We start from the raw sequence: 22,791 nt of genomic DNA, 5'->3' as shown, positions 1-22,791 counted from the left end.
CGCCCGGGGCAGGTCAGTCGAACTGCGGGGCTTCGGTCCGCGTCCGCTTGAGCTCCCAGAAGTGCGGGTAGGAGGCGAGCGTCACCGAGGCGTCCCACAGCTTGCCGGCTTCCTCACCGCGAGGGATGCGGGAGAGCACCGGGCCGAAGAAGGCCACCCCGTTGATGTGAATGGTCGGTGTCCCGACGTCCTCGCCGACGACGTCCATCCCCTCGTGATGACTCTTGCGCAGAGCGTCGTCGTACTTGTCGGTGGTGGCGGCTTCGGCGAGCTCGGCGGGCAGGCCCACCTCCGCCAGCGACTCGGCGATGATGACGTCGAAGTCCTTGATGCCCTGGTCGTGGATGCGGGTGCCCATCGCGGTGTACAGCGGTGAGAGGATCTCGCGGCCTTTGGCCTGCTCGGCGGCGATGGCAACCCGGACCGGGCCCCACGCCTTCTTCATCGCCTCCTGGTACTGCTCGGGCAGGTCACGGCCCTCGTTGAGGACGGCCAGGCTCATCACCCGGAAATCGGTGTCGATATCGCGAACCTTCTCGACCTCGAGAATCCAGCGTGAGGTGATCCAGCACCACGGGCACAGCGGGTCGAACCAGAAACCGGCGACGGATTTCTCGGACATACGGGCTCCTTCCAGCGATTGACGCGGACTTCACAGTCAACTCATGCCGATAGAACACTGTTCCCGCTACCAGTAGGTTGGATGCGTGGCACTTCCCAACCTGACCCGTGACGAGGCCATCGAGCGCGCTGCTCTGGTCACCGTCGGCAACTACTCCATCGTTCTCGACCTGACCGGCTCCGGCGGGCAGGAGCGAAGCGACTCGGGGATCGGCGCGCAGACCACGTTCCGGTCCACCACAACCGTCGAGTTCGAGGCACTTCCCGGCGCCGACACCGTCATCGACCTGGCCGCCGACATCGTGCACAGCGCCGTGCTCAACGGTCACGAGATCGACGTGTCCGGATATGACGAGTCGACCGGGATCCCGCTGCGCGGCCTGGCGAAGACCAACGTGCTGGTGGTCGACGCGGACTGTCGCTACTCCAACACCGGCGAGGGTCTGCACCGATTCGAGGACCCCGTCGACAGCGAAGTCTACTTGTACTCCCAGTTCGAGACCGCCGACGCCAAGCGGATGTTCGCCTGCTTCGACCAGCCCGACCTCAAGGCCACCTTCGACGTGACCGTGACCGCGCCGTCGCACTGGCAGGTCATCTCCAACGGTGCGACCACCACGGTCGACGAGGACGGCAAAACGAAAGTGCACACCTTCGCCACCACCCCGCGGATGAGCACCTACCTGGTGGCGCTGATCGCCGGCCCGTACGCCCGCTGGGACGACGTCTACGCCGACGAGCACGGTGAGATCCCGCTGGGTCTGTTCTGCCGGTCCTCGCTGGCGGAGTTCATGGATGCCGAGCGGCTGTTCACCGAAACCAAGCAGGGCTTCGGGTTCTATCACCGCAACTTCGGGGTGCCGTACGCCTTCGGCAAGTACGACCAGTTGTTCGTGCCCGAATTCAATGCCGGGGCAATGGAAAACGCCGGAGCGGTGACATTTCTCGAGGACTACGTCTTCCGGTCCAAGGTCACCCGATACAGCTACGAGCGCCGCGCCGAAACCGTTCTGCACGAGATGGCACACATGTGGTTCGGCGACCTGGTGACGATGACCTGGTGGGACGACCTGTGGCTCAACGAGTCGTTCGCGACGTTCGCCTCGGTGCTCTGCCAGGCCGACGCCACCGAGTACGACCAGGCCTGGACGACGTTCGCCAACGTGGAGAAGTCCTGGGCCTACCGCCAGGACCAGCTGCCGTCGACCCATCCGGTCGCCGCCGACATCCCCGACCTGCATGCCGTCGAGGTCAACTTCGACGGCATCACCTACGCCAAGGGTGCCAGCGTGCTCAAGCAGCTGGTCGCCTACGTCGGGTTGGAGCACTTCCTGGCCGGCCTGCGCGACTACTTCGCCGCGCACGCCTTCGACAACGCGACGTTCGACGAGCTGCTGGGCGCGTTGGAGAAGGCCTCGGGCCGCGACCTGTCCGACTGGGGACGGCAGTGGCTCAAGACCACCGGGTTGAACACACTGCGCGCCGACTTCGATGTCGACGCCGACGGACGCTTCACCCGGTTCGCGATCCTCCAGGGCGGTGCGGCGCCGGGCGCCGGCGAGACCCGAGTGCACCGGCTCGCGGTCGGTATCTACGACGACGACCCGATGACGGGCAAGTTGGTGCGGGTGCACCGCGAGGAACTCGACGTTGCCGGTCCGCTTACCGAAGTTCCCGCGCTGCAGGGTATTTCGCGCGGCAAGCTGATCCTGGTCAACGACGACGACCTGACCTACTGCTCGCTGCGGCTCGATGATGCGTCACTGAAGACCGCGCTGAGCCGCATCGCCGACATCTCCGAGCCGCTCCCCCGCACGCTGGTGTGGTCGGCGGCCTGGGAGATGACCCGCGACGCCGAGCTCAAAGCCCGCGACTTCGTCGCGCTGGTGATGAGCGGCATCCAGGCCGAGACCGAGGTCGGCGTGGCCCAGCGGCTGCTGCTGCAGGCGCAGACCGCCCTGAACTCCTACGCCGACCCGCAGTGGGCCTGCGCGAACGGCTGGCCGGCCTTCGCCGACCGGCTGCTCGACCTGGCCCGCGAGTCGACACCGGGGTCGGATCACCAACTGGCATTCATCAATGCGCTGTGCACGTCGGCGCTGTCGCTGCACCACGTCGCGGTACTGGCCACCCTGCTGGACAACGAGCCCGCCGAGGTGAACCTGCCCGGCCTGGTGATCGACACCGATCTGCGCTGGCGCATCGTCACGGCGCTGGCCGCCTCCGGTGACCTCGACGGCGACGGGCCCGAAAGCCCTTTCATCGACGCCGAGGCGCAGACCGATCCCACCGCGGCCGGTCGCCGTCACGCGGCCGCGGCCGCGGCGGCCCGCCCGCAACTCGCCGTCAAGGAGGCGGCGTGGCAGCGGGTCATCGAGGACGACACACTGGCCAACATCACGGCTCGGGCGATCATCGGCGGTTTCGCACCGGCCGGGCAGAGTGCTCTGCTGCAGCCGTTCACCGCGCGCTACTTCGCGGCGATCCCCGGAGTGTGGGAGCGCCGCTCCAGCGAGGTAGCCCAGACGGTCGTCGTCGGCCTCTACCCGTCGTGGGACATCAGCTCCGAGGCGCTGGCCGCCGCGGATCAGTTCCTCGGCGGGGAGCTGCCCTCGGCGTTGCGCAGGCTGGTGCTCGAAGGCCGAGCCGGGGTTGAACGCTCGCTGAAGGCGCGCGCCTTCGACGCCGGCTAGGCTCTGCCGCCTACGCTCGCCCCATGGCGGCACCCAACAGCCGGCGAGCCCGCGCGGCGCGCAGGCGCACCCGGCGCGTCAAGGCCGTCGTCAACGATCTGACCGAAGAGCAGTGGGCGGCGCTCAAGGCGGCCTGGAACGGCTGTGCCTACTGCGGGGTGACGGGTAAGCCGCTGCAACGCGATTGCGTCATGGCGATATCCCGTGGCGGCCGGTACACCGCGGACAACGTGGTGCCCGCCTGCGCGGCGTGCAATGCCAGCAAGTGCAACGACGAAGTGACCGGCTGGCTGCGCCGCAAGCGGCTCGACGAACGCCTGTTTCTGGAACGGTACGTCCAGATCCGCGCCGAGCTGGCGTGATTTCGGCGCGCTAACCTCCCAGCGAGCGTGCGTGTCAGTACGCCAACACGCCGCAGAAATGCGCATTCCGCGCACCCTCGCGCCGAGTCCAGCAGCGCCGGCGGCTTCCACGAGAAGCCCCGGCCCGCGCCGAAATCGCTACGGGCGGGAGATGCCCGCCGACATCACCCGAATGGCGCTGACCAGCCCGTCGATGAGGTTGCCCTCCTTGAACGCCGACGCGGCCGCCGACACCCCGAGCGGGGCCGCCGACTCCGCTCCGCGGCTGCGCACGTCGGCGCCGTAGACCACCTCGATCGCCTTCTGATCGGGCGACACGGCAAGCAGAACGGCGTTGTTCGGCGTGGGAACGTCGGCGAGGATCTCGCGTGCTCTGGCCGCAGTGTCACTGCCCAGGTCGCCGATGTAGACGGCAAACCGGGCCTTCGACTGCCGGCTGCCGTACTTGAGCGCGTCATCCAGCTCGACCAGCTCGCTGATCGGGAACGGGTAGTGCACCGACAGCTCGCCGGGCTCGGTGACACCCGAAACCCGTCCGCTGGTGGTGACCGCCCAGCCGTACGGCAGGTTGGCCGGATCGACGGTCGCTACCGCGGTGCCGTGTTCACCACTTGCCACTTGCTCCACCTCCCACACTCACCTCGGCGGAACCGTGACCGTGATGGCCGCCGCCGGGAACCACCTCGTCGACGGCCGCCCACAGGATCGGCGCGTGCGTCCAAGGCTCGGACAACGAATACGTCGCGGGGTGTACGCCCTTGTGAGTGAAGATCAACAGGGACAGGATGACGACGAGCGCCAGCGGGATGCCCACGAACAACAGGTGCACGACAGCAGCAGTCACGAGGCAAACCGTAGCAGTCTCACGCCGCGCCTTCACCCAGGTAGCGCACCCAGGCCGGGTCGAGTTCCTTGATGGTGCACAGCAGCCGCCAATGCTGGCCCTTCGGCGGCATCGGCACCAGCCTCAGCGTCCAGCCCAACTCGGCCAGGAGCTTGTCGGCCTTGCGGTGGTTGCAGCCCGCGCACGCGGCCACGCAATTCTCCCAGGAATGCTCGCCACCGCGGCTGCGCGGCACCACGTGGTCGACGGTGTCGGCCTTGGCTCCGCAGTACGCGCACCGGAATCGGTCCCGGTGCATCAACGCGGCCCGGGTCATCGGGATGCGCGCCCGGTAGGGCACTCGGACGAAGCTGCGCAGCCGGATCACCGACGGCACCACGATCGCCCGGGTCGCCGAATGAATCACCGGGCCCGCGGGGTCGTCGTGGACCACGTCGGCCTTACCGCACAGCAGCATGATCACCGCCCGGCGCATGGGGAGCGCCGTCAGCGGTTCGTAGGTCGAATTCAGTAACAGCACCCGGCGACGTCCCCACACTGATCCGTCGGCCGGGCCGGGTATGTGAGGGTCTGCGTGCAGGCTTGAACTCGGTAGGGACCCGATCGGGCCCGCCGCGGCACGGTGGCCGCGGTTCCGTTTGCGCTGCGACATGCGTCCTCCGGGGACCAGTCCACCACGGATCCGTCGCGACCGCACGACTATTTGTCCTGTGTTCGCAGGTCAAATCCGTGAACATCGGGTGACGTGAGTCGCGCCCGGTGCCGGCGTACACAATGGTGGGGTGACGGAGGATCCGCAGACGTTCTACGACGCGGTCGGCGGCGCTGAGACGTTCCGCAAGATCGTGTCCCGCTTCTACGAGCTGGTTCGAGAGGATGAGGTGCTGCTTCCGCTCTACCCGCCGGACGAACTCGACGACGCCGAGGACCGGCTACGGATGTTCCTCGAGCAGTATTGGGGCGGGCCGCGCACCTACTCCGATCAACGGGGTCATCCGCGGCTGCGCATGCGTCACGCCCCGTTCCGGATCGGGTTCCTCGAACGGGATGCCTGGCTGCGCTGCATGCACACCGCGGTCGCCTCGATCGACGCCCAGACGCTCGATGATGAGCACCGCCGTGAACTGCTCGCCTATCTCGAGATGGCCGCACAATCGATGGTCAACTCCGCCTTCTGAGGACGCCGATGACCCGATCTGCCGCCCCGTGGTGGGCGAACGCGATTTTCTACCAGATCTACCCGCGCTCGTTCGCCGACAGCAACGGTGACGGCGTCGGCGACCTCGGCGGCGTCGTCGCCCATCTCGATCACCTGAGCTGGCTCGGTGTCGACGCCATCTGGCTCAACCCGGTGATGGTCTCGCCGATGGCCGATCACGGCTACGACGTGGCCGACCCCCGCGATGTCGACCCCCTGTTCGGCGGGCTGGCCGCGCTCGAGCGGCTGATCGACGCCGCGCATGCCCGCGGTATCCGCATCACGATGGACCTGGTGCCTAACCACACCAGCTCCGCACACGCCTGGTTCCAGGCCGCCCTGGCGGCCCGTCCCGGCAGCCTCGAGCGAGATCGCTATATCTTCCGCGACGGGCGCGGGCCGAGCGGAGGGCAGGAGCGAAGCGACCCGGGAATCGACATGGGCGCCAGCCCGCCCAACAACTGGGTGTCGGTGTTCGGCGGGCCGGCCTGGACGCGGGTCACCGAGGCCGACGGCACGCCCGGCCAGTGGTACCTGCACCTGTTCGACGCCGAACAACCCGACCTCAACTGGGAAAACCCCGAGACGTTCGAGGACCTCGAGAAGACGCTGCGGTTCTGGCTGGACCGCGGCGTGGACGGCTTCCGGATCGACGTCGCACACGGTATGGCCAAGCCGCCCGGCCTGCCGGACATGACCAACCCCGACCTGGAGATGCTCACCCTCGACGATGACGATCCCCGGTTCAACCACGAGGGTGTGCACGAGATCCACCGCGGGATCCGTTCGGTGCTCGACGACTACCCGCACGCGGTCACGATCGGCGAGATCTGGGTGTTCGAGAACGAGGACTTCGCGAAGTATCTGCGCCCCGACGAACTGCACATGGGGTTCAACTTCCGGCTGGTACGAGCCGAATTCGACGCCGCCGACATCCGCGGCGCGATCGAGAACGCGCTGGCGGCAGCCTCTCTCGCCGATGCCAGCCCGACCTGGACATTGTCCAATCACGACGTCGAGCGCGAGGTCTCCCGATACGGCGGTGGGGTCCGGGGGCTGGCCCGTGCCCGCGCCATGGCGATGCTGATGCTGGCGCTGCCGGGAGCGATGTTCCTCTACAACGGCGAAGAGTTGGGCCTGCCCAACGTGGAGCTGCCCGACGACGCGCTGCAGGACCCGGTCTGGGAGCGCTCCGGGCACACCGAGCGCGGCCGCGACGGCTGCCGGGTCCCCATGCCGTGGGCCGGCGCCGTTCCCCCGTTCGGCTTCTCGTCGAACCCCGACACCTGGCTGCCGATGCCGTCGGACTGGGAATCGCTGACCGTCGAGCGCCAGCTGGCCGACCCGGATTCGACACTGGCGTTCTTCCGGACGATTCTGCAATTACGGCACAACCGCTTTCATTTCACCGAGTACGACGTCGAATGGCTGCAACTGCGGCCCGACGCCCTGGCATTTCTGTCCGGCGGCGTGTTGTGCGTGCTCAACGCCGGGAGCACCGCACTGCCACTTCCGCCCGGCGAACTGCTCACCGCCAGTGCGCCGCTCGACGATGGCAAGCTGGCGCCGGATTCGGCGGCCTGGATCGCGACGGGCTAGACACCCGAGGCGATCAGGTTGACCACCGACGCGAGGATGATGGCACTGAACACGAACGACAACAGTCCGTGGCCGAGCACGGTGGCCCGCATCCTGGTCGAGGTCAGGTTGGTGTCGGATATCGCAAAGCTCATCCCCACCGCGAACGCGACGTAGAAGAAGTCCTTGTAGCAGGGCATCTCACGGCCGTTGAAGTCGATGCCGCCGGGCTGCTGCGGATCGAAATAGTGTTTGGCGTAGATGAGCGCGAACAACGTGTGGATGGTCAGCCAGGCCAGCACCACGCTGCCTACTGCCATCCAGGCGGCACCAGAATCATGTTGGACATCCTTGGAGACGTCTTGGCTGCGGGCGAGTAGAACCCCCACTCCCACCAGGCTGGCGACCGAGGTGCCGAGCACCAAGGTGGTGACCACCGCCGGCAATGGCTGCTCCTGCTCGGCATGCCTTTGGGTCTCGACTGAATCGAAAGACCACAGCGCCAACCATGTCCACGCCGTGAAAATCATTGCCAGCGCCGTGCACCCGCCCAGCAGCGACAGCACTCCATTGTCGCGCCACAGCAGCGCCGTCACGACCGCGCCGACGGCCACACCGACGGTGACCCGGGCGGCCGGGCCTTTCCAGAACGGCAGCTTGCCGTGCGCCGTATCAGCCATCGGCGGACACTACCGCAGCACCACCGCGGGGTCTCCGCGCCGGCGATACACCGAGCCGAACCGCGCGTCGATGCGCAACCACGTCGGCGACAACCGCACCCGCACGATCTCGTCCTCGCCCACCGCTTCCGGCACGAATCCCATGGCGGTCAGGGCGAACACACAGCGCATCGGAACGCCGACGGTGGCATCGCCCGAACTCACCTGCAGCACGTCCTGGTCCAGCAGTGAGGCCGGTGGCCCGTGTGCACTGCCGTGTTCTCTGGCCAGGCCGGCACCGCGCTCGGCCAGATCGACGAGCACAGCCGCCGGTACGTCGTCGAGATGGACGAAGCCGGTGTCCGGCGGAAGCACACCCCGCCACGCGGAGTCCATCGGATAGCCGAAGTCGACATGGCCCGATACGTCGGCGGCACGCAATCCTCGCGCCAATTCGTCTGCTCCGCACGACAAATCACCGGGGCTGAGCTGAGCGGCGACAGCGCGCCCGGCGAGCACGTCCAACCCGGTGACCACCCAGGCGGTCACCAACCCGTCGGGCCGGGCGCGCAACCGGATCACCGCCGCCTCGTCGAGACGAAGCGCGTGTTCGACGAATACGGTCAGGTCGCTGCGTCCGACGGCGTCGGGGATGACGAGGGTCATCGCTGCCAGCGCTGCAGGTACTCCCGGTGCTTGGGCGAAAGGCGAACCAGCCGTTGCTCTTCGATGTGCACCGCGGCTAGCTGTGTCTCGGCGATCACCGATGGCCGCGAGTCCGGCTCGGCGGTCAGCGAACGCACCTCGTAACCGAGAGTGAAGTCGACCGCACGCAGTCGCTTGGTCCACATCGTCACCTGCAGGGGTGAATCAGCAAGCCGCAGTTGACCTTTGTAAAGCACCTGCACTTCGTGAATCAGCAAGCCGATGGTGGCGATGTCGTCGGCGAAGGGCTCGGCCAGGAAGTCCACCCGGGCTTCCTCCAGGATCGTCACCATCGTGGCGTGGTTGATGTGCTGGTACATGTCGATATCCGACCAGCGCACATGCACGCCGGTGGTGAAGCCCTTACCCACTTGATCCTGTCCCATTGGTCCTGGTCATGCTGCGGATCTGGCGCGCGGCCACCGACAGTGTGGCCAGATCGCGTTCATCGTCGGCGTAGATCTCGGCCAGCGTGCGGCGCGCCCGCTCCACCCGCGATCCGTTGGTGTGCTCCCACTCCGCGATTTTCTCCTCCCCCGTCTCCTCCGGCTCGCCGACCGCCAACACGTCGAAACTCAACGCACGCAGGGATCCATAGATGTCGTCGCGAATCGCCAGCCGGGCCAGCGCATGCCAGCGGTCGTCGCGAGGAAGGCCGGACACCGCGGTGAGCAGCCCGTCGGTGCCGAGGTGATCCATCAGCGCGAAATAGGTGTCAGCGACCTCGGCGGGCTCGCGTTCGAGGATGTCGGCGGTGTCGATCACGTCGAGCAGGCTGTACTGGTACAGGCCACTGGCCACCGCGTAGGCCAGATTGCTCGCGGCGCCGTGCGCTTCGAAATCGCCGGCCTCCTTGTTGACGATGGCCTTGTCGTCGCCGCGCAGCCACTGCGGCATCCGCGGTGTCAGGTCGGCCACTTTCGCGGCGAACCGGTTGATTTCGGCGCCCACCGCCAGCGGCTGCGGGCGGTAGTTCAGCAGCCACCGCGCGGCCCGGTCGAGCAGGCGGCGCAGATCCAGTGTCATCCGATCCGAGACATTGACCGGTATCTCGTTGTTGCGGGACGCATCGAGAATGCGCTGCCACACCTGGGAGATTCCGAAGATGGCATCGGCGGCCACGAATGTGCGCACCGCGTCGACGTACCCCACCCCGGTGTCCTCGGTGACGCGGTAGGCGAACGTGATGCCACCGACGTCGACCACGGTATTGACCAGCATCGTGGTGACGATCTCGCGACGCAGCTGGTGGGTGCGGATCTCGGCGGTGAAGTTGTCCCGCAGCTGGCTCGGGAAATACTGCGGCAGCCGGGAAGCGAACACCTCCTGATCGGGCAGGTCGCTGGCCAGTATCTCGTCCTTGAGGGCAAGCTTGACGTGCGCCATCAAGGTCGCCAATTCCGGTGAGCTGAGCCCGATTCCAAGTTCCTGACGGCGACGGATCTCTTTGTTGGGGGGCAGCGCCTCGAGCTCCCTGTTGAGCCCGCGCCGCTCCTCGAGCTCGGCGATCTGGCGGGCGTGCACGTTGAGCATCGCCGCGGCATTGGCCCGGCTGGTGCCCATCAGGTCGTTCTGATCGATGTTATCGGTCAGCACCAGCCGCGATACCTCGTCGGTCATCGAGGCCAGCAGGTCGGTGCGCTCATCGACACTGACCTTGCCCGCCGTGACCAGCGAGTCGACCAGGATCTTGATGTTGACCTCGTGGTCGGAGCAATCGACACCCGCGGAGTTGTCCATGGCGTCGGTGTTGATCCGCCCACCGCACAGGTCGAATTCGACCCGCCCCAGCGATGTCACACCGAGGTTGCCGCCCTCGCCGATCACCTTGGCCCGCACCTGGTTTCCGTTCACCCGCACGATGTCATTGGCGCGGTCACCGACTTCGGCGTCCGACTCCGACTCGGCCTTGATGTAGGTGCCGATCCCGCCGTTGAACCACAGGTCCACGGGGGCTTGCATGATCGCCTTCATCAGGGCCGGCGGCGTCATTTCCTCCGCGGTGCCCTGAAGACCGAGTGCGGTGCGCATCTGCGGGCTGATCGGAATCGACTTCTGCTGGCGGCTGAAGACGCCGCCGCCCGCACTGATCAGTGCGGCGTCGTAGTCTTCCCAGCTCGAGCGCGGCAGGTCGAACAGCCGGCGCCGTTCCGCCCAGGAACGCTGTGCGTCGGGGTTGGGGTCGATGAAGATGTGCCGGTGGTCGAAGGCCGCGATGAGCCGGATGTGGTGTGACAGCAGCATGCCGTTGCCGAAGACGTCGCCGCTCATGTCGCCGACTCCGACGACGGTGAAGTCCTCGCTCTGGGTGTCGACCCCCATTTCACGGAAGTGGCGTTTGACGGCCTCCCAGGCACCCTTGGCGGTGATGCCCATGGCCTTGTGGTCGTACCCCACCGACCCGCCCGAGGCGAACGCATCGCTCAGCCAGAACCCGTACGAGTCGGCGACGTCGTTGGCGATGTCGGAGAAGGTGGCGGTGCCCTTGTCGGCGGCGACGACGAGGTAAGCGTCGTCGCCGTCGCGGCGCACCACACCGGTCGGGGTGATGACCTGGCCGGTGGCCCGGTCGACGTTATCGGTGATGTCGAGCAGCCCGGCGATGAACAGCCGGTAGCACGCGATTCCCTCGTGGCGTAGCGCATCCCGGTCGGCTGCTGCGTCGCCGAGCGGCGCGGGCGGTTTCTTGACGACGAAGCCGCCCTTGGCTCCCACCGGCACGATGACGGCGTTCTTGACCGCCTGCGCCTTGACCAGGCCCAGGATCTCGGTGCGGAAGTCCTCCCTGCGGTCCGACCAGCGCAACCCGCCACGGGCGACGTGACCGAACCGCAGGTGCACACCTTCCACCCGCGGGGAGTAGACGAAGATCTCGAATTTCGGCCGCGGTAGCGGCAATTCGTCGAGGAGTTGGGGGTTCAGCTTGAGCGACAACACATTGTTGGCGTGCGCCGAGTCCGGGCTGGTGACGAAGTAATTGGTGCGCAGCGTGGCCTGGATCAGCGAAGCGAAGGCCCGCAGGACCCGGTCGGTGTCCAGGCTGACCAACGCGTCGATGTCGGCGGTCACGGCATCCGCCGCCGCGGGGGCGTCCAGGCCCTTGCCGGCAGAGTCCGGATCGAACATCGCCTCGAACAGGGTGACCAGGGATCGCGTGGTTCGGGGATTCTCGTTGAGCACCGACTCGATGTGGGTCTGGCTGTAGGGGAAGGCCGCCTGCCGCAGGTATTTTGCGTAGGCACGCAACACTGCCACCTGCTGCCAAGTCAGGTTGGCCCGCAGGACGAGTTCGTTGAACCGGTCGATCTCGGCACGTCCCTGCCAGATCGCGGTGACCGCATCGGCGAACCGTTGCGCGGTGGCGTCCCACTCCTCCTGGGTGGCGGCGTCGGGCATCGATGCGTGGGGCCGGATCTTGAACTGGTAGATCCAGACCTTCAGCCCGTCGGGGCGCACGACGGTGAACGGGCGCTCTTCGAGCACCAGGACGCCCATGCATTGCAGCATCGGGAGCAGGTGGCTCAGCGACGCGGTCGACCCGCCGAGATACCAGGTGAGAAAGGCATCGGCGCTCTCGTCACCCTTTTCGAACTGCAGCTTGACCGAATCCGCCTGCAGCGCTTCGATCAGGCCGATGTCGGTGATCGCCTCGGTGGCGGTGACAGCCTGCTTGAACTCCTCGGGCAACGCCTCGGCGTAGTGTTCGGCGATCGCCAGGTCGATCTTTCCGGCCCGCGCGAAACCGATCAGCCGATCACCCCAGGTGCGCAGCGCCTCGGTCAGCAGGCCCTGGACGCGGACGCGGTTCTCCTCGCTCGCGTCGATCGACTGGTGCGTGGCACTGTCAGGCAACCGGACAGTGAAATGAACTACCGCCCAAGGTGATTCACTCACCCTCGCGGTGTAGTCGATGCTCAGTCCGCCGAACTCGCGCACCAGGATGTCCTGCATGGCCAGCCGCACCGCGGTGGTGTACCGGTCTCGCGGCAGGTACACCAGGCAGGACACGAAGTGGCCCAGCCGCCCGGCACGCAGGAACAGCAGCGCGTGGCGCCGCGAGCCCAGATCGACCACCGCGGTCACCATGGGGTGCAGCTGCTCGGCGGTCAGCGCGAACAGCTCGGAGCGTGGGATGGTCTGGATGATGTCGAGCATGAGTTGGCCGGGGTGGCTGGGGTCGTTGTGCGACAGCGCCAGCACCTCGCGGACCCGCCGGGAGATCAGCGGGATGTCGAGAACGTTGGCGCCCATGGCGGCCAGCGTGAACAGCCCGACAAATCGGTGCTCGATGTCTCCATGAGGGGTGTGCTCGCGGATCGCCACAACGTAGGGGTAGGCGCCGTAACGCAGGAAGCTGGGCATCGTGGCCTGCGCCAGAACCAGCAGGTCGCCTTCGCCGGTGAGCTCGGGTAGCACCTCGGTGCGCAATCGTGCCACGCCCAGGCGGCTGGCGACGATGACGGTGGCCACCCCGTCGCTGACCGTGCAGTCCTGGCAGCCCAGCAGGATGAAGTTGCCCTCGGACAGCCAGCGCAGGAGGTCGGCGACATCCCCGCGATCGGGGCCGGCGAACCGCGTTCCCGAATCGCTGTCGACATCGCGCGCCAGATCGCGCAGCACGGAGCTCAGCGCTTCGGAATCCTCGGCCACCTGCCGGGCGTCGGCCACCACCATCGGCAGCATCCGCTCCGCCTCGGCCAATGCCTTGCGATTGACCGACGGTGAGAGCTGCACGTGGATCCAGCACTCGTCGATGCCGTCCTGGTCCGCGCCGGGCGCGGTCGGCGGCCGCAAGTCGAGCAGTTCGCCCGTCGCGTCCCGCCGAACCCGGAACACCGGGTTCATCAAGGCGGTGTAGGCGACGCCGAGCCGGTGCAGCAGCACCGTCACCGAGTCCACCAGCAAGGCGGCCTGGTCGGTGACGATCTGCAAGGCAGGCCCGAAGCCGCCCGGGTCGTCGGCGGGATAGACCGCGACCAAGGTCTGCGCGATCGAGCGAGTGTGTGCCAGCCGCTCATGTGCGGCGATCAGGCCCGGCGGGACCACCCGCTCGGCGGCCGCCGCCACCAGCGGACCGGTATCCGCGGCATCGGCGTCGGGAGCCCCACCGTGTGGACCCCGATAGGTGGCGAGGTAGGCCTCGCCCATCGTCTCGGCCGGCAGACCGAGGCTGGTAGTTCTGGGGTCAACCGTCATACCTGCCGCTCCTGATCAGCATGCGAACCGACGCTGGCCCGCAGCGCCACATTAGTCGCGTGTGAGCCTGCGGTGGGTGACCCTGTGCGGACGAGCCGCGTCGGCTCCCAATCTCTCGATCTTGTTTTCCTCGTAAGCCCCAAAATTTCCTTCAAACCAGAACCACTTGGCCTCGTTGTCGTCATCACCCTCCCACGCCAGGATGTGCGTGCAGGTGCGGTCGAGGAACCAGCGGTCGTGGCTGATCACCACCGCGCAGCCGGGGAAATTCTCCAGCGCGTTCTCCAACGAGGACAGCGTTTCGACGTCCAGGTCGTTGGTGGGCTCGTCGAGCAGGATCAGGTTGCCGCCTTCTTTGAGCGTGAGTGCCAAGTTGAGCCGGTTGCGTTCACCACCGGAGAGCACCCCGGCCGGCTTCTGCTGATCGGGCCCCTTGAATCCGAACGCGGACACGTAAGCCCGCGACGGGATCTCGTTCTGGCCGACCTCGATGAAGTCGAGTCCATCCGAAACCACCTGCCACACCGTCTTTTTCGGGTCGATCCCGGCGCGGCTCTGGTCGACGTAGCTGAGCTTCACGGTGTCGCCGACGCGCACGCTGCCGCTGTCGGCCTGCTCGAGCCCGACGATCGTCTTGAACAGGGTGGTCTTACCGACACCGTTGGGACCGATGACGCCGACGATGCCGTTGCGGGGCAACGTGAACGACAGATCCTTGATCAGGGTGCGACCCTCGAAGCCCTTGTCGAGGTGTTCGACCTCGACGACGACGTTGCCCAGTCGCGGCGGCGCCGGGATCTGGATCTCCTCGAAGTCGAGCTTCCGGGTTTTCTCGGCCTCGGCGACCATCTCCTCGTACCGGCCGAGGCGCGCCTTGTTCTTGGCCTGCCTGGCCTTGGCTCCGGAGCGCACCCAGGCAAGCTCCTCCTTGAGGCGCTTCTGCAGCTTCTGGTCCTTTTTGCCCTGAACCTCCAGGCGCTCGGCCTTCTTCTCCAGGTAGGTCGAGTAGTTGCCCTCGTAGGGGTAGGCGCGGCCGCGGTCGAGCTCCAGGATCCATTCGGCGACGTTGTCCAGGAAGTAACGGTCGTGGGTGACGGCCAGGATGGCGCCCTTGTAGTCGGCGAGGTGCTGTTCGAGCCACAGCACGCTCTCGGCGTCGAGGTGGTTGGTCGGCTCGTCGAGCAGCAGCAGGTCCGGCTTGGATAGCAGCAGCTTGCACAGTGCCACGCGGCGCTTCTCACCGCCGGAGAGGTGGGTCACCGGCTCGTCGGCGGGCGGGCAGCGCAGGGCGTCCATGGCCTGCTCCAGCTGGGAGTCGATATCCCAGGCGTCGGCGGCGTCCAGCTCCTCCTGGAGCTTGCCCATCTCCTCCATCAACTCATCGGTGTAGTCGGTGGCCATCAGCTCGGCGACCTCGTTGTACCGGTTGAGCTTGGCCTTGATCGCAACGCCTTCTTCGACGTTCTCCCGGACCGTCTTGGTCTCGTCGAGTTGCGGCTCCTGCATGAGGATGCCGACGGTGGCGCCGGGCGCCAGCAGGGCGTCGCCGTTGTTGGCCTGGTCGATACCGGCCATGATCTTGAGCACGCTCGATTTACCGGCGCCGTTGGGGCCGACGACGCCGATCTTGGCTCCGGGCAGGAAGGCCAGCGTGACGTCGTCGAGGATGACCTTGTCGCCGTGCGCTTTGCGGACCTTCCGCATGGTGTAGATGTATTCCGCCATTGCCGCGGTGTTGCCTTCCGTTTTGGTCGTGAATTGCTCGCCGACCATCCTAGGCGTCGCGACATCGGAGCCTTGCGGCCGCGCTGGCCAGGCCAACGCGGCCGCCGCCGGTGATCACGCCGACAGGGGCAGGCCCGTCGCCGCCTCGGCGTCGTCGGTGTCGTCTGTGTCCAGGTGTTCCTCGGCGCTCGGCTGGTCAGCAGCGGGTTCAGCCGGCTTGGGCTGGGGCTGCTCGAACCGGACGATCGCCCGGGACAGATCGGGGCCGACCGCGGTGGCCCGCATCTCCAGTGACGACCGCCGTATCCCCTCCTTGTCTTCGTACTCGCTGGTGAACACGTCGCCGACGACGATGACCGGAGCTCCCTTGTAGAGACCGGCGCCGACACCGGTGACCAGCTTGCCCCAGCAATTGACGGTGATGAACAACGAGTTGCCCGGCTCCCAGGTGCCGTCACCGGTGCGGCGCCGGGAATTGCTGGCCACCCGGAAGCTGATCAGTTCCTGGTCGCCGACGACGCGGCGACGAAGGTCGGTGACGATGCGGCCGACGACAGTCAGATGGGTCTCGAACATGGCTTGGTCCTCTCGATTCGCTTGGGTTATGCGAGTCCAGTGAGCCGTCACGCCCCGACAACCGGATGATGCCGGAGGCTCGAGTGTCTGGGGTTGTGTGTGAATTGGGATCTGTGAATAGGCGCCGGCCTGGGTGACTGGTTGGTCCGGGCGGCCGCATCTAGGCTTGGCGCGTGGGACGTCTTCAGGTTTGCGACGAAGCCTTGCGGGCCGTCGCTGATCAGTGCGCTGCCACCTCGGCTCGGTTAGCCGACCAAGTGCCGACTTCAGTGTTGGGACCTCCGGGTCAGGCCACTTCTGAGGCGGTGGGTGCGACGTACGCCACGCTGAGCGCGCACTGGCAGCTCTATTGGCGGCTCGAGTGCAGACAACAGGCGACAAGATCGCAACGTCGGCGACCCGGTTTGAGACGACGGGGGCCGAATCGGCAGATCGATTTGCCCGCTTGATCGGAACGGTGCAGGCTTAGATATGTCCGCGTTTGGTGCTGCGCCGAGCTTGTCTCAGATCCTCAGCTGGGATAACGAGCACCTGTACCGAGCAGCCACAGCGCGGTGCGCGCAGCTGCAGCTCGCGCACACGCTGAAATCATCGCCAGTCGCGCCCTCGCCCTCAGTACCGCTGACAAAGAGCTGGCATCCAAGATCACAACTACGTCAGCAGAATTGACGAATCACCGATTCAACGAGCCCCCCGAGAGCGGGGGGATTCACGCAGTCGACTTCAAGGAAGCCCCACCGCCGTCCCCGTCGTATCCGATCAACGACGTCATCGCGGAGGCGACCGACCTCGACGGCAATCACGTAGTCATGCGTCGCGGCTACTACGACGCGGCAACGCAACAAGGGTTCGGCTGGGACAAAGCGTACTGGCGGCACGGCGTTATCAATCCGAATGTCTTCAAAGACCTCATCTCTCACAGTCGGCCAATCAGCAATACCAACGGCGATATTCCCGAACCGTACCGGCAATCGTCATTTCCGGTGTCTGCCCCAAAACCGCAGCAGCCGCTATCTGCTACCGAACCCCGCCGCTACGGAAATCCGGTCTGAGTCACGCCTGCCAGTGGCCGTTGCCGCGATCAGCCGGCCTGCGCACGCAGTCTCAGTTCACGCGCGTAGAACTGCTCGGTGGACAGCGCGCTGATGCGGTCCATGTCAGCCAGGATGCTGCGCAGCTCGTGCAGGAACGCCCGTCGCCGCTGCGCAAGGTCGGGGGCGGCTTCCAGGAGGTGTTGGTCGACAGCCACCTGCCGGGCGGTCGCGAACAGCAGTGCCGACACCGACTCGTTGCTGCGGATGCGCCCCTGCGCGGCGTACTGGGCGCCCACGCCCAACGCCCGCTTGGTCAGTTCCTTCTCCTCGATGTCGGTCGGCGCGCCGCAGAGCACGTCGGCGACGATCTCGTAGGCCTCGAAGAACGGCCGCAGCATGGCGTGCGACATCAGCGGCTGCTTGCCTCGCAACAGGTTGTCCACGGCGTCGCCGCCGGCGGCCACTTGGATCTCCCAATCCTCTTGCCACGACATCTCTTCGGCGAGGTGTTCGCGGAATGCGGCGGAATCGGCGAAGTAGAAGTCGAACTTCAACAGATCGCGCAGCCGCATCGCCTGGTCCCAGAACACCGCCACCCGGTCACCGTCGGGGGCCCGCCCGGCGTGGGCCAGCGCCAGTTCGGCGATCGCGGTTTCCAGGAACGCGTGGATAAGGGTGTTGCGGTAGAAGGCCGCTTCATGTTCGTGCTCCGGAGCGATGCGCCACACCGGTTCGTGGCCGCCGTCCACCCGGGTCACCGGATGACCGTTGGACAGCGCGTCGACCGCGGCCCGCACCCCCTCCGGGGTGCGCAGCCGCAGGGCGCTGTTGGTCACCGGATTCTGCTTGCGCTCGAGGTAATCCAGCGAATCCTGCAGCGTGTGGTGCAGCTGGTTCAACGTCAGCGCCCGGCCACGGGTGGTCAGCAGCAACGCCGACAACAGGGCGGTCGCGTTGATCGGCGTCACCCGCAGGATCCGCCAGGCCACCTCGAACGCCATCTTCTGCATGGCCAGCCGCTTCGCGGCCGGATCCGAAGCGATCGGGCCGGCCGGCTCACCGAGGTATTGCCGCATCGACACCGCTTCGGGGAAGCGGACGTAGATCTTGCCGTAGTTGCGCTCCCCCTGGGCCTTGATGAAGTTGAACAACCACTCGACGCTCTCCGGGGTCTTCTCCCCACCCCGAGCGTAGGCCGCGTACTCGGTGGTCTCATGCAACTGGTCGAAGCTGATCGACACCGGCTGCAGCAGGATGTCCTCGCTGCGACCGTCCAGATACGCGTCGGCGACATAGGCCAACAGACCGAGCTTGGGCGGCAACATCTTTCCGGTTCGCGACCGGGTACCCTCGATCGACCAGCTGAGGTTGAAGCGCTTCTGCACGATGAAGCCGACGAATTGGCGCAGCACGAACTTGTACAGCGGATCGTCGAGCTTGCGGCGCAGGAAGATGACACCCGAGCGGCGCATCAGCGGCCCCATGAACCCGAAGGACAGGTTGATGCCGGCGAACGTGTGCGCTGGCGGCAGCTTGTTCTCCTGCATCGCCACCGGCACGATGACGCCGTCGAGATAGGACCGGTGCGACCACAACAGCACCGCCGGATGGTCTTCCAGCCCGCGCCGCATGGACTCGATCTCCATGGCGTCGTAGTCGATTCGAGGATCGAAGCCCCGGCTGAAGATGGCTCGCCCGAGGTTCGGGATCAAATCGACCGAGAACCGGCTCCATCCGGTGGCCAGCTCGTTGAGCATCTCCTCGGCCTTGGCCGGGGTGGCCCCGGGAATCTTCTCCAAGCCCTCCATGAACCGCGAGGACGCCATCAGCTCGTCGGTGATCAGTCGCGGCGACTTGTATTCCGGTCCGAGGAGCCGCAATTCCATCCGCTCGACGGCCAACGCCGCGCGCCGCAGCACGAAGCGTGCAAAGTCACGGGGGCTGTCGCCGACGGTGTTCTCCTGCCACTGCTGACGCAGTTCGGAGACCTTGGCGGGCTCGCCGGCGACGATCCGTGCGCGGGACGGATCCTTGCGAAGGATGTTGCGCTGCACAAGTTCCGGCGGACGGTAGGTGTCCCGACCGGACAGCAGGCCGACGATCTTGACCCGGGTCGGCAATCCGCCGGGGACCCAGAACACCCGGACCGGGACGACCAGCCGATCCTCCCCAACGCCGAGCTCCTCGACGAGCTGGGCCACCACTCCCGGCGGCGGGTCGCCTTCGGGCAGGCGCAGCACCTCGACCTTGGTGTCAGGGTGCGCCCGCCGCTGGGCGTGCAGCCAGTCATTGAGGAGTTCGAACTCCGCCTTCGAGGACACCGAGGCCAACACCAACGCATCGTTGGTGGTGCTGAAGTCGGTGAGGTGGTCGGCGTGGGTCATTTGCGACCCTTGGCCGGCGTGGACTTCTTGGCCGGAGCCTTCTTGGCGGCCGCTTTCTTCGCGGGAGCCTTTTTGGCCGCCGCCTTCTTCGCGGGCGCCTTCTTGGCGAGCGCCTTCTTGGCCGCCGCCTTCTTGTATATATCCGGCACCGGCAATTTGTCCTTCGGCCAGTCCTTGAGAGTGTCCAGATACAGCTGGCGCACTTCCTCGATCCGCTCCGAAAGAGTGTCCAATGTCCACTCGGCTACCGAAAGAGGCGGGTAGACAACGATATCCACCTCGCCGGGATTCATGGTGGAGGAATCGCGGGAGGCGATCACCTCGGCGTTGCGGATCACGATCGGCACCAGGGGTACACCGGCAGCCATGGCCAGCCGGAACGGCCCCTTCTTGAACGGGCCGACGGTTCGGGTGTCCAGCCGGGTGCCTTCGGGTGCGATCATGATCGACAGACCCTTGGCCACCAGATCCTCGACCTCGTGCATGGTTTCGACAGCAGCCTTGGGGTCGTCTCGGTCGATGAAGACTGTGTCGACCAGCTTGCCCAGCGTCCCGACGACCAGGTCGTCCTTCAGTTCCTTCTTGCCGACCCCGGTCCAGTTGTCCCGCAACAGCGATGCCACGATGACGGGGTCCGCATTGTTGCGGTGGTTGAAGATGAATACCGCCGGTCGCTGCTTCTTGAGATTCTCTTCGCCGAGGACATTGAGCCGCACGCCATTTACCGCCAGCAGCAGATTCGGGAACGCGGTGGTGAAGAAGTTCACCCCACGCCGGCGGCTGCGGGTCAACGCGCCCCACCAGATCGCGCCGGTCGCGGCGGGCACCAGCGCTCCGACGCCGAGCAGCGTGCGGACCTGACCCATCAGCCCGCCGCTGCCGCGGCTGTGGAACTGCAAGATCGGCCAGCCGCGTCGGCGCGCCACCGCGGCCATCTTGCCCTCGGGGTTGGTCGGGCGCGGGTTGCCGACCAGATACATCAGGGCGACGTCCTCGTCGCCGTCGGCGTAGAAGTAGGACTGCTTGAGGTCAATGTCGTTGTCGGCGGCGAACTTCTGCACGGCGTTGGCCTTGCCGGGCCCCCACAGGATGGGCCGGATGATGTCGCCGGTCAGCACATCGTTATCGTCGACCTCGAAGCGGTTGGTCAGGGTGTTTTCGATACCGAGGAAGCGCGCCACCGGATCGACCTGAATGGTCAGCGCCGACGAGCTGAGCACCACGGTGTGCCCGCGCTCCAGATGCGCATGCACCAGTTCGCGCATCTCCGGATAGATCCGCTTCTCGATCTTCTGCACGAACATCCGCTCACCGATCTCATGCAGATCGCTCATCGCGCGGCCCCGCAGCGCCTGCGATGCCTTGGTGATCAGCTCCTCGAACTCCAGTCGGCCGAGCTGATGGTTGAGCCCGGCGGCGATCATCGTGATCAGCTCCCCGACGCCCATATCGCGGCTGCGGAAACGCTCCCTGGTGAGGATGACGGCGGTGAACCCGGCGACCAGGGTGCCGTCCAGGTCGAAGAACGCCCCGATCTTCGGCCCCTCCGCGCTGGCCATCACCTCGGCGACCGAGCCGGGCAGACGCATGTCCTTGTCGCGCATCAGAAGGCCACCGATCCGTTCGGGGAAACTTGAGTGGAGTCGTCTACGGGGTCGGGGAACGACGAGGGCACCACCCGCGGCGGCGGATCACCGGCCAGCGCCAGCACTTCGTCGAAACCTTCGCGCAGGCACCGCGCGAACAGGTCCTCGTCGGTGATCGATGCGCGGTCGTAGCGCGCGGTGATCGTCGCGAAACCACCGCGGGAGACCAGAACGACCATCATCGCCACACCGGGCAGCGGGCCGATTCCATACTGCCGCAGCACTTTTGCTCCAGCGATGTAGGTATCTCCGGCGTACACCGGCACATTGCTGGCCTGCACGTCGGAGGCGATGACCGAACCGGTCATCGCCTCGAGTACGGCGTCGGGCAGCAGGCCGAGCACCGGCGCGACGGCGCCCATCAGATCGATGGCCGCCTCCTCGCGCCGCGAGGTCATCTGCTTACGAATCTTCTGGATCCGCACGCCCGGGTCGGCGACGGCGATCGGGGCGGCGAGGTTCACCCCGGCGAAGCGGTTGCCGCCAGCCGGGTCCGCCTCGGCGCGCAGGCTCACCGGCACCGCCATCGGGAGGCTGTTGACCGGAACGCCGAGCGCCTCGTGGTAGCGACGCAACGCCCCGCACAGCCCGGCCAGGTAGGCGTCGTTGATCGACCCGCCGGCGGCGTGCGCCGCCGAACGCAGGTCCGCCAGGCGCATCTCGATCGCTTCGCTGCGCGACGACAGGCTCCGGCGACGAAGTAGCGGCGATGGTTCGGCGGCGCGTCCCACCACCCGGCGCCCGGAGCGGGCGTAGTCGACAGCGTCCCACACGGCCGTTCCCGGGTTACGCACCACGCGCCCGACGACCGACAGCCCACCGGACACGGCGCCGAACAGCCCGCCGAGGATGGCACCGGGCAGCTGGTTGAAGCCTTCGCGCATCAGGTCGTTGGGTGTGAGGTCTTGCGGCACCGGCATCGGCGGGGCGGGCCTGGGCGGCGGTTCGCGTTCCAGGTCGTAGATCTCGGCGAACATCGCGGTGGCGCCGACGCCGTCGGTCACCGCATGGCTCAGGTGCAGCAGGGTCGCGGCCCTGCCCCCTGCCAGGCCTTCAACCAGGGTGGCCGTCCACAACGGTCTCGAGATGTCCAGCGGCGACTGCAGGCTCACCTCGGCCAGGTCGAGCACCTCGCGCAGGGTGCCCGGCTCGGGTACCCGCACGCGGCGGACGTGGAAGTCGAGGTTGAAATCGGGGTCGACCACCCAACGCGGGGCCGCCGTCGGCAGGGTCGGCACGACGACGCGCTGACGCAGGCGAAGGACTTTGCGGGACGCGTTCTCAAAGCCTGTTCTGAACCGGTTCCAATCCGGGGTGGTGTCGAGGATTTCCAGAGCCATGATGCCCGACCGGGTCCGCGGATTGGCCTCGCCGCGATGCAGCAGCATGTCCAGGGCACCGAGTTCGGATGACATGCCGTTCTCATCGACGGTCCCGCTCATCGATCCCTCCTCATCGACACCGGCACACCCTCCTGTTTCGCGGAGCCGTCAACGCTGATGGCCTGGCACGCTTCGCTTCGCTAGGCGGCCCCAACCACGCTAGTCGGCGCACGGGGATGGCGGGTATC

The 22,791-nt window shown here is 66.7% G+C and carries 17 protein-coding genes and 2 pseudogenes; 5 read left to right on the top strand and 14 right to left on the bottom strand.

Going from position 1 to position 22,791, the window contains the following annotated elements; all coding sequences use genetic code 11:
- Positions 1–13: 13 nt before the first annotated feature.
- Positions 14–622 (bottom strand): mycothiol-dependent nitroreductase Rv2466c family protein, encoded by a 609-nt coding sequence (locus tag ORI27_RS14460; RefSeq protein ID WP_265997569.1) that lies wholly within the window; start codon positions 620–622, stop codon positions 14–16.
- Between the two features lie 85 nt (positions 623–707).
- Here ORI27_RS14460 and pepN point away from each other — a divergent pair, with 85 nt between their 5' ends.
- Together pepN and ORI27_RS14450 are read left to right on the top strand one after the other, a co-directional pair.
- Complete coding sequence (pepN, locus tag ORI27_RS14455; protein WP_265997568.1) at positions 708–3,314, top strand: aminopeptidase N; 2,607 nt, start codon at positions 708–710, stop codon at positions 3,312–3,314.
- 23 nt (positions 3,315–3,337) lie between these two features.
- Positions 3,338–3,676: an HNH endonuclease gene (locus tag ORI27_RS14450; RefSeq protein WP_265997567.1), complete on the top strand. Its 339-nt coding sequence runs from the start codon at positions 3,338–3,340 to the stop codon at positions 3,674–3,676.
- 138 nt (positions 3,677–3,814) lie between these two features.
- Here ORI27_RS14450 and ORI27_RS14445 read toward each other — a convergent pair whose 3' ends face one another.
- The 3 genes from ORI27_RS14445 to ORI27_RS14435 are packed head-to-tail and all read right to left on the bottom strand — an operon-like array spanning position 3,815 to position 5,172.
- Positions 3,815–4,294 carry a DUF5130 domain-containing protein gene (locus ORI27_RS14445; protein WP_265997566.1) on the bottom strand — a complete coding sequence of 160 codons (480 nt, stop codon included), beginning with the start codon at positions 4,292–4,294 and terminating at the stop codon, positions 3,815–3,817.
- Positions 4,281–4,520, bottom strand: a complete 240-nt coding sequence (ctaJ, locus tag ORI27_RS14440) for an aa3-type cytochrome oxidase subunit CtaJ (RefSeq protein WP_265997565.1) — start codon at positions 4,518–4,520, stop codon at positions 4,281–4,283. Before ctaJ ends, ORI27_RS14445 begins: the two co-directional genes overlap by 14 nt.
- Positions 4,521–4,539: 19 nt before the next feature.
- Positions 4,540–5,172: an HNH endonuclease gene (locus tag ORI27_RS14435; protein WP_265997564.1), complete on the bottom strand. Its 633-nt coding sequence runs from the start codon at positions 5,170–5,172 to the stop codon at positions 4,540–4,542.
- 130 nt (positions 5,173–5,302) lie between these two features.
- On the opposite strand from ORI27_RS14435, the gene ORI27_RS14430 reads away from it, so the two are divergent.
- Positions 5,303–5,698, top strand: a complete 396-nt coding sequence (locus tag ORI27_RS14430; protein WP_265997563.1) for a globin — start codon at positions 5,303–5,305, stop codon at positions 5,696–5,698.
- Positions 5,699–5,706: 8 nt separating this feature from the next.
- Complete coding sequence (locus ORI27_RS14425; RefSeq protein WP_265997562.1) at positions 5,707–7,317, top strand: glycoside hydrolase family 13 protein; 1,611 nt, start codon at positions 5,707–5,709, stop codon at positions 7,315–7,317.
- On the opposite strand, the gene ORI27_RS14420 is transcribed toward ORI27_RS14425, so the two are convergent.
- The 6 genes from ORI27_RS14420 to ORI27_RS14395 form a co-directional block, all read right to left on the bottom strand.
- Positions 7,314–7,976, bottom strand: a complete 663-nt coding sequence (locus ORI27_RS14420; protein ID WP_265997561.1) for a DUF1345 domain-containing protein — start codon at positions 7,974–7,976, stop codon at positions 7,314–7,316. The genes ORI27_RS14425 and ORI27_RS14420 overlap by 4 nt on opposite strands.
- Before the next feature lie 9 nt (positions 7,977–7,985).
- Positions 7,986–8,621 (bottom strand): hypothetical protein, encoded by a 636-nt coding sequence (locus ORI27_RS14415; protein ID WP_265997559.1) that lies wholly within the window; start codon positions 8,619–8,621, stop codon positions 7,986–7,988.
- Positions 8,618–9,031 (bottom strand): acyl-CoA thioesterase, encoded by a 414-nt coding sequence (locus ORI27_RS14410; protein ID WP_265997597.1) that lies wholly within the window; start codon positions 9,029–9,031, stop codon positions 8,618–8,620. Before ORI27_RS14410 ends, ORI27_RS14415 begins: the two co-directional genes overlap by 4 nt.
- Positions 9,024–13,856 carry an NAD-glutamate dehydrogenase gene (locus tag ORI27_RS14405; protein ID WP_265997558.1) on the bottom strand — a complete coding sequence of 1,611 codons (4,833 nt, stop codon included), beginning with the start codon at positions 13,854–13,856 and terminating at the stop codon, positions 9,024–9,026. The genes ORI27_RS14410 and ORI27_RS14405 overlap by 8 nt, the downstream gene beginning before the upstream one ends.
- A gap of 51 nt (positions 13,857–13,907) precedes the next feature.
- Positions 13,908–15,581, bottom strand: coding sequence for an energy-dependent translational throttle protein EttA (gene ettA, locus ORI27_RS14400; protein ID WP_265997557.1), 1,674 nt, complete (start codon positions 15,579–15,581; stop codon positions 13,908–13,910).
- Between the two features lie 114 nt (positions 15,582–15,695).
- Positions 15,696–16,157 (bottom strand): single-stranded DNA-binding protein, encoded by a 462-nt coding sequence (locus tag ORI27_RS14395; RefSeq protein ID WP_265997556.1) that lies wholly within the window; start codon positions 16,155–16,157, stop codon positions 15,696–15,698.
- A 554-nt stretch (positions 16,158–16,711) separates the two neighbouring features.
- Between ORI27_RS14395 and ORI27_RS14390 the strand changes: the two genes are divergently transcribed.
- On the top strand, positions 16,712–17,209 hold the full coding sequence (locus ORI27_RS14390) for a hypothetical protein (protein WP_265997555.1): 498 nt from the start codon (positions 16,712–16,714) through the stop codon (positions 17,207–17,209).
- A 29-nt stretch (positions 17,210–17,238) separates the two neighbouring features.
- Here the strand turns inward: ORI27_RS14390 and ORI27_RS14385 are convergent, their stop codons facing one another.
- From ORI27_RS14385 to ORI27_RS14375, 4 genes and pseudogenes are all read right to left on the bottom strand, one after another.
- A complete protein-coding gene (locus ORI27_RS14385) occupies positions 17,239–19,575 on the bottom strand; it encodes a glycerol-3-phosphate 1-O-acyltransferase (RefSeq protein WP_265997554.1) in 2,337 nt (778 codons plus the stop codon).
- A pseudogene (locus ORI27_RS33145) lies at positions 19,575–19,730 on the bottom strand (hypothetical protein); the annotation flags it as partial. The pseudogene ORI27_RS33145 and the gene ORI27_RS14385, both read right to left, overlap by 1 nt.
- 189 nt (positions 19,731–19,919) lie before the next feature.
- Positions 19,920–21,134, bottom strand: a pseudogene (locus tag ORI27_RS14380) (HAD-IB family hydrolase/lysophospholipid acyltransferase family protein); the annotation flags it as partial.
- Between the two features lie 44 nt (positions 21,135–21,178).
- A complete protein-coding gene (locus ORI27_RS14375) occupies positions 21,179–22,663 on the bottom strand; it encodes a wax ester/triacylglycerol synthase family O-acyltransferase (RefSeq protein WP_265997552.1) in 1,485 nt (494 codons plus the stop codon).
- Between the last annotated feature and the right edge of the window lie 128 nt (positions 22,664–22,791).

The organism is Mycobacterium pinniadriaticum, assembly GCF_026242045.1.
GTDB classification, from domain to species: domain Bacteria; phylum Actinomycetota; class Actinomycetes; order Mycobacteriales; family Mycobacteriaceae; genus Mycobacterium; species Mycobacterium pinniadriaticum.
This window is presented reverse-complemented; position numbering and strand designations above follow the sequence as displayed.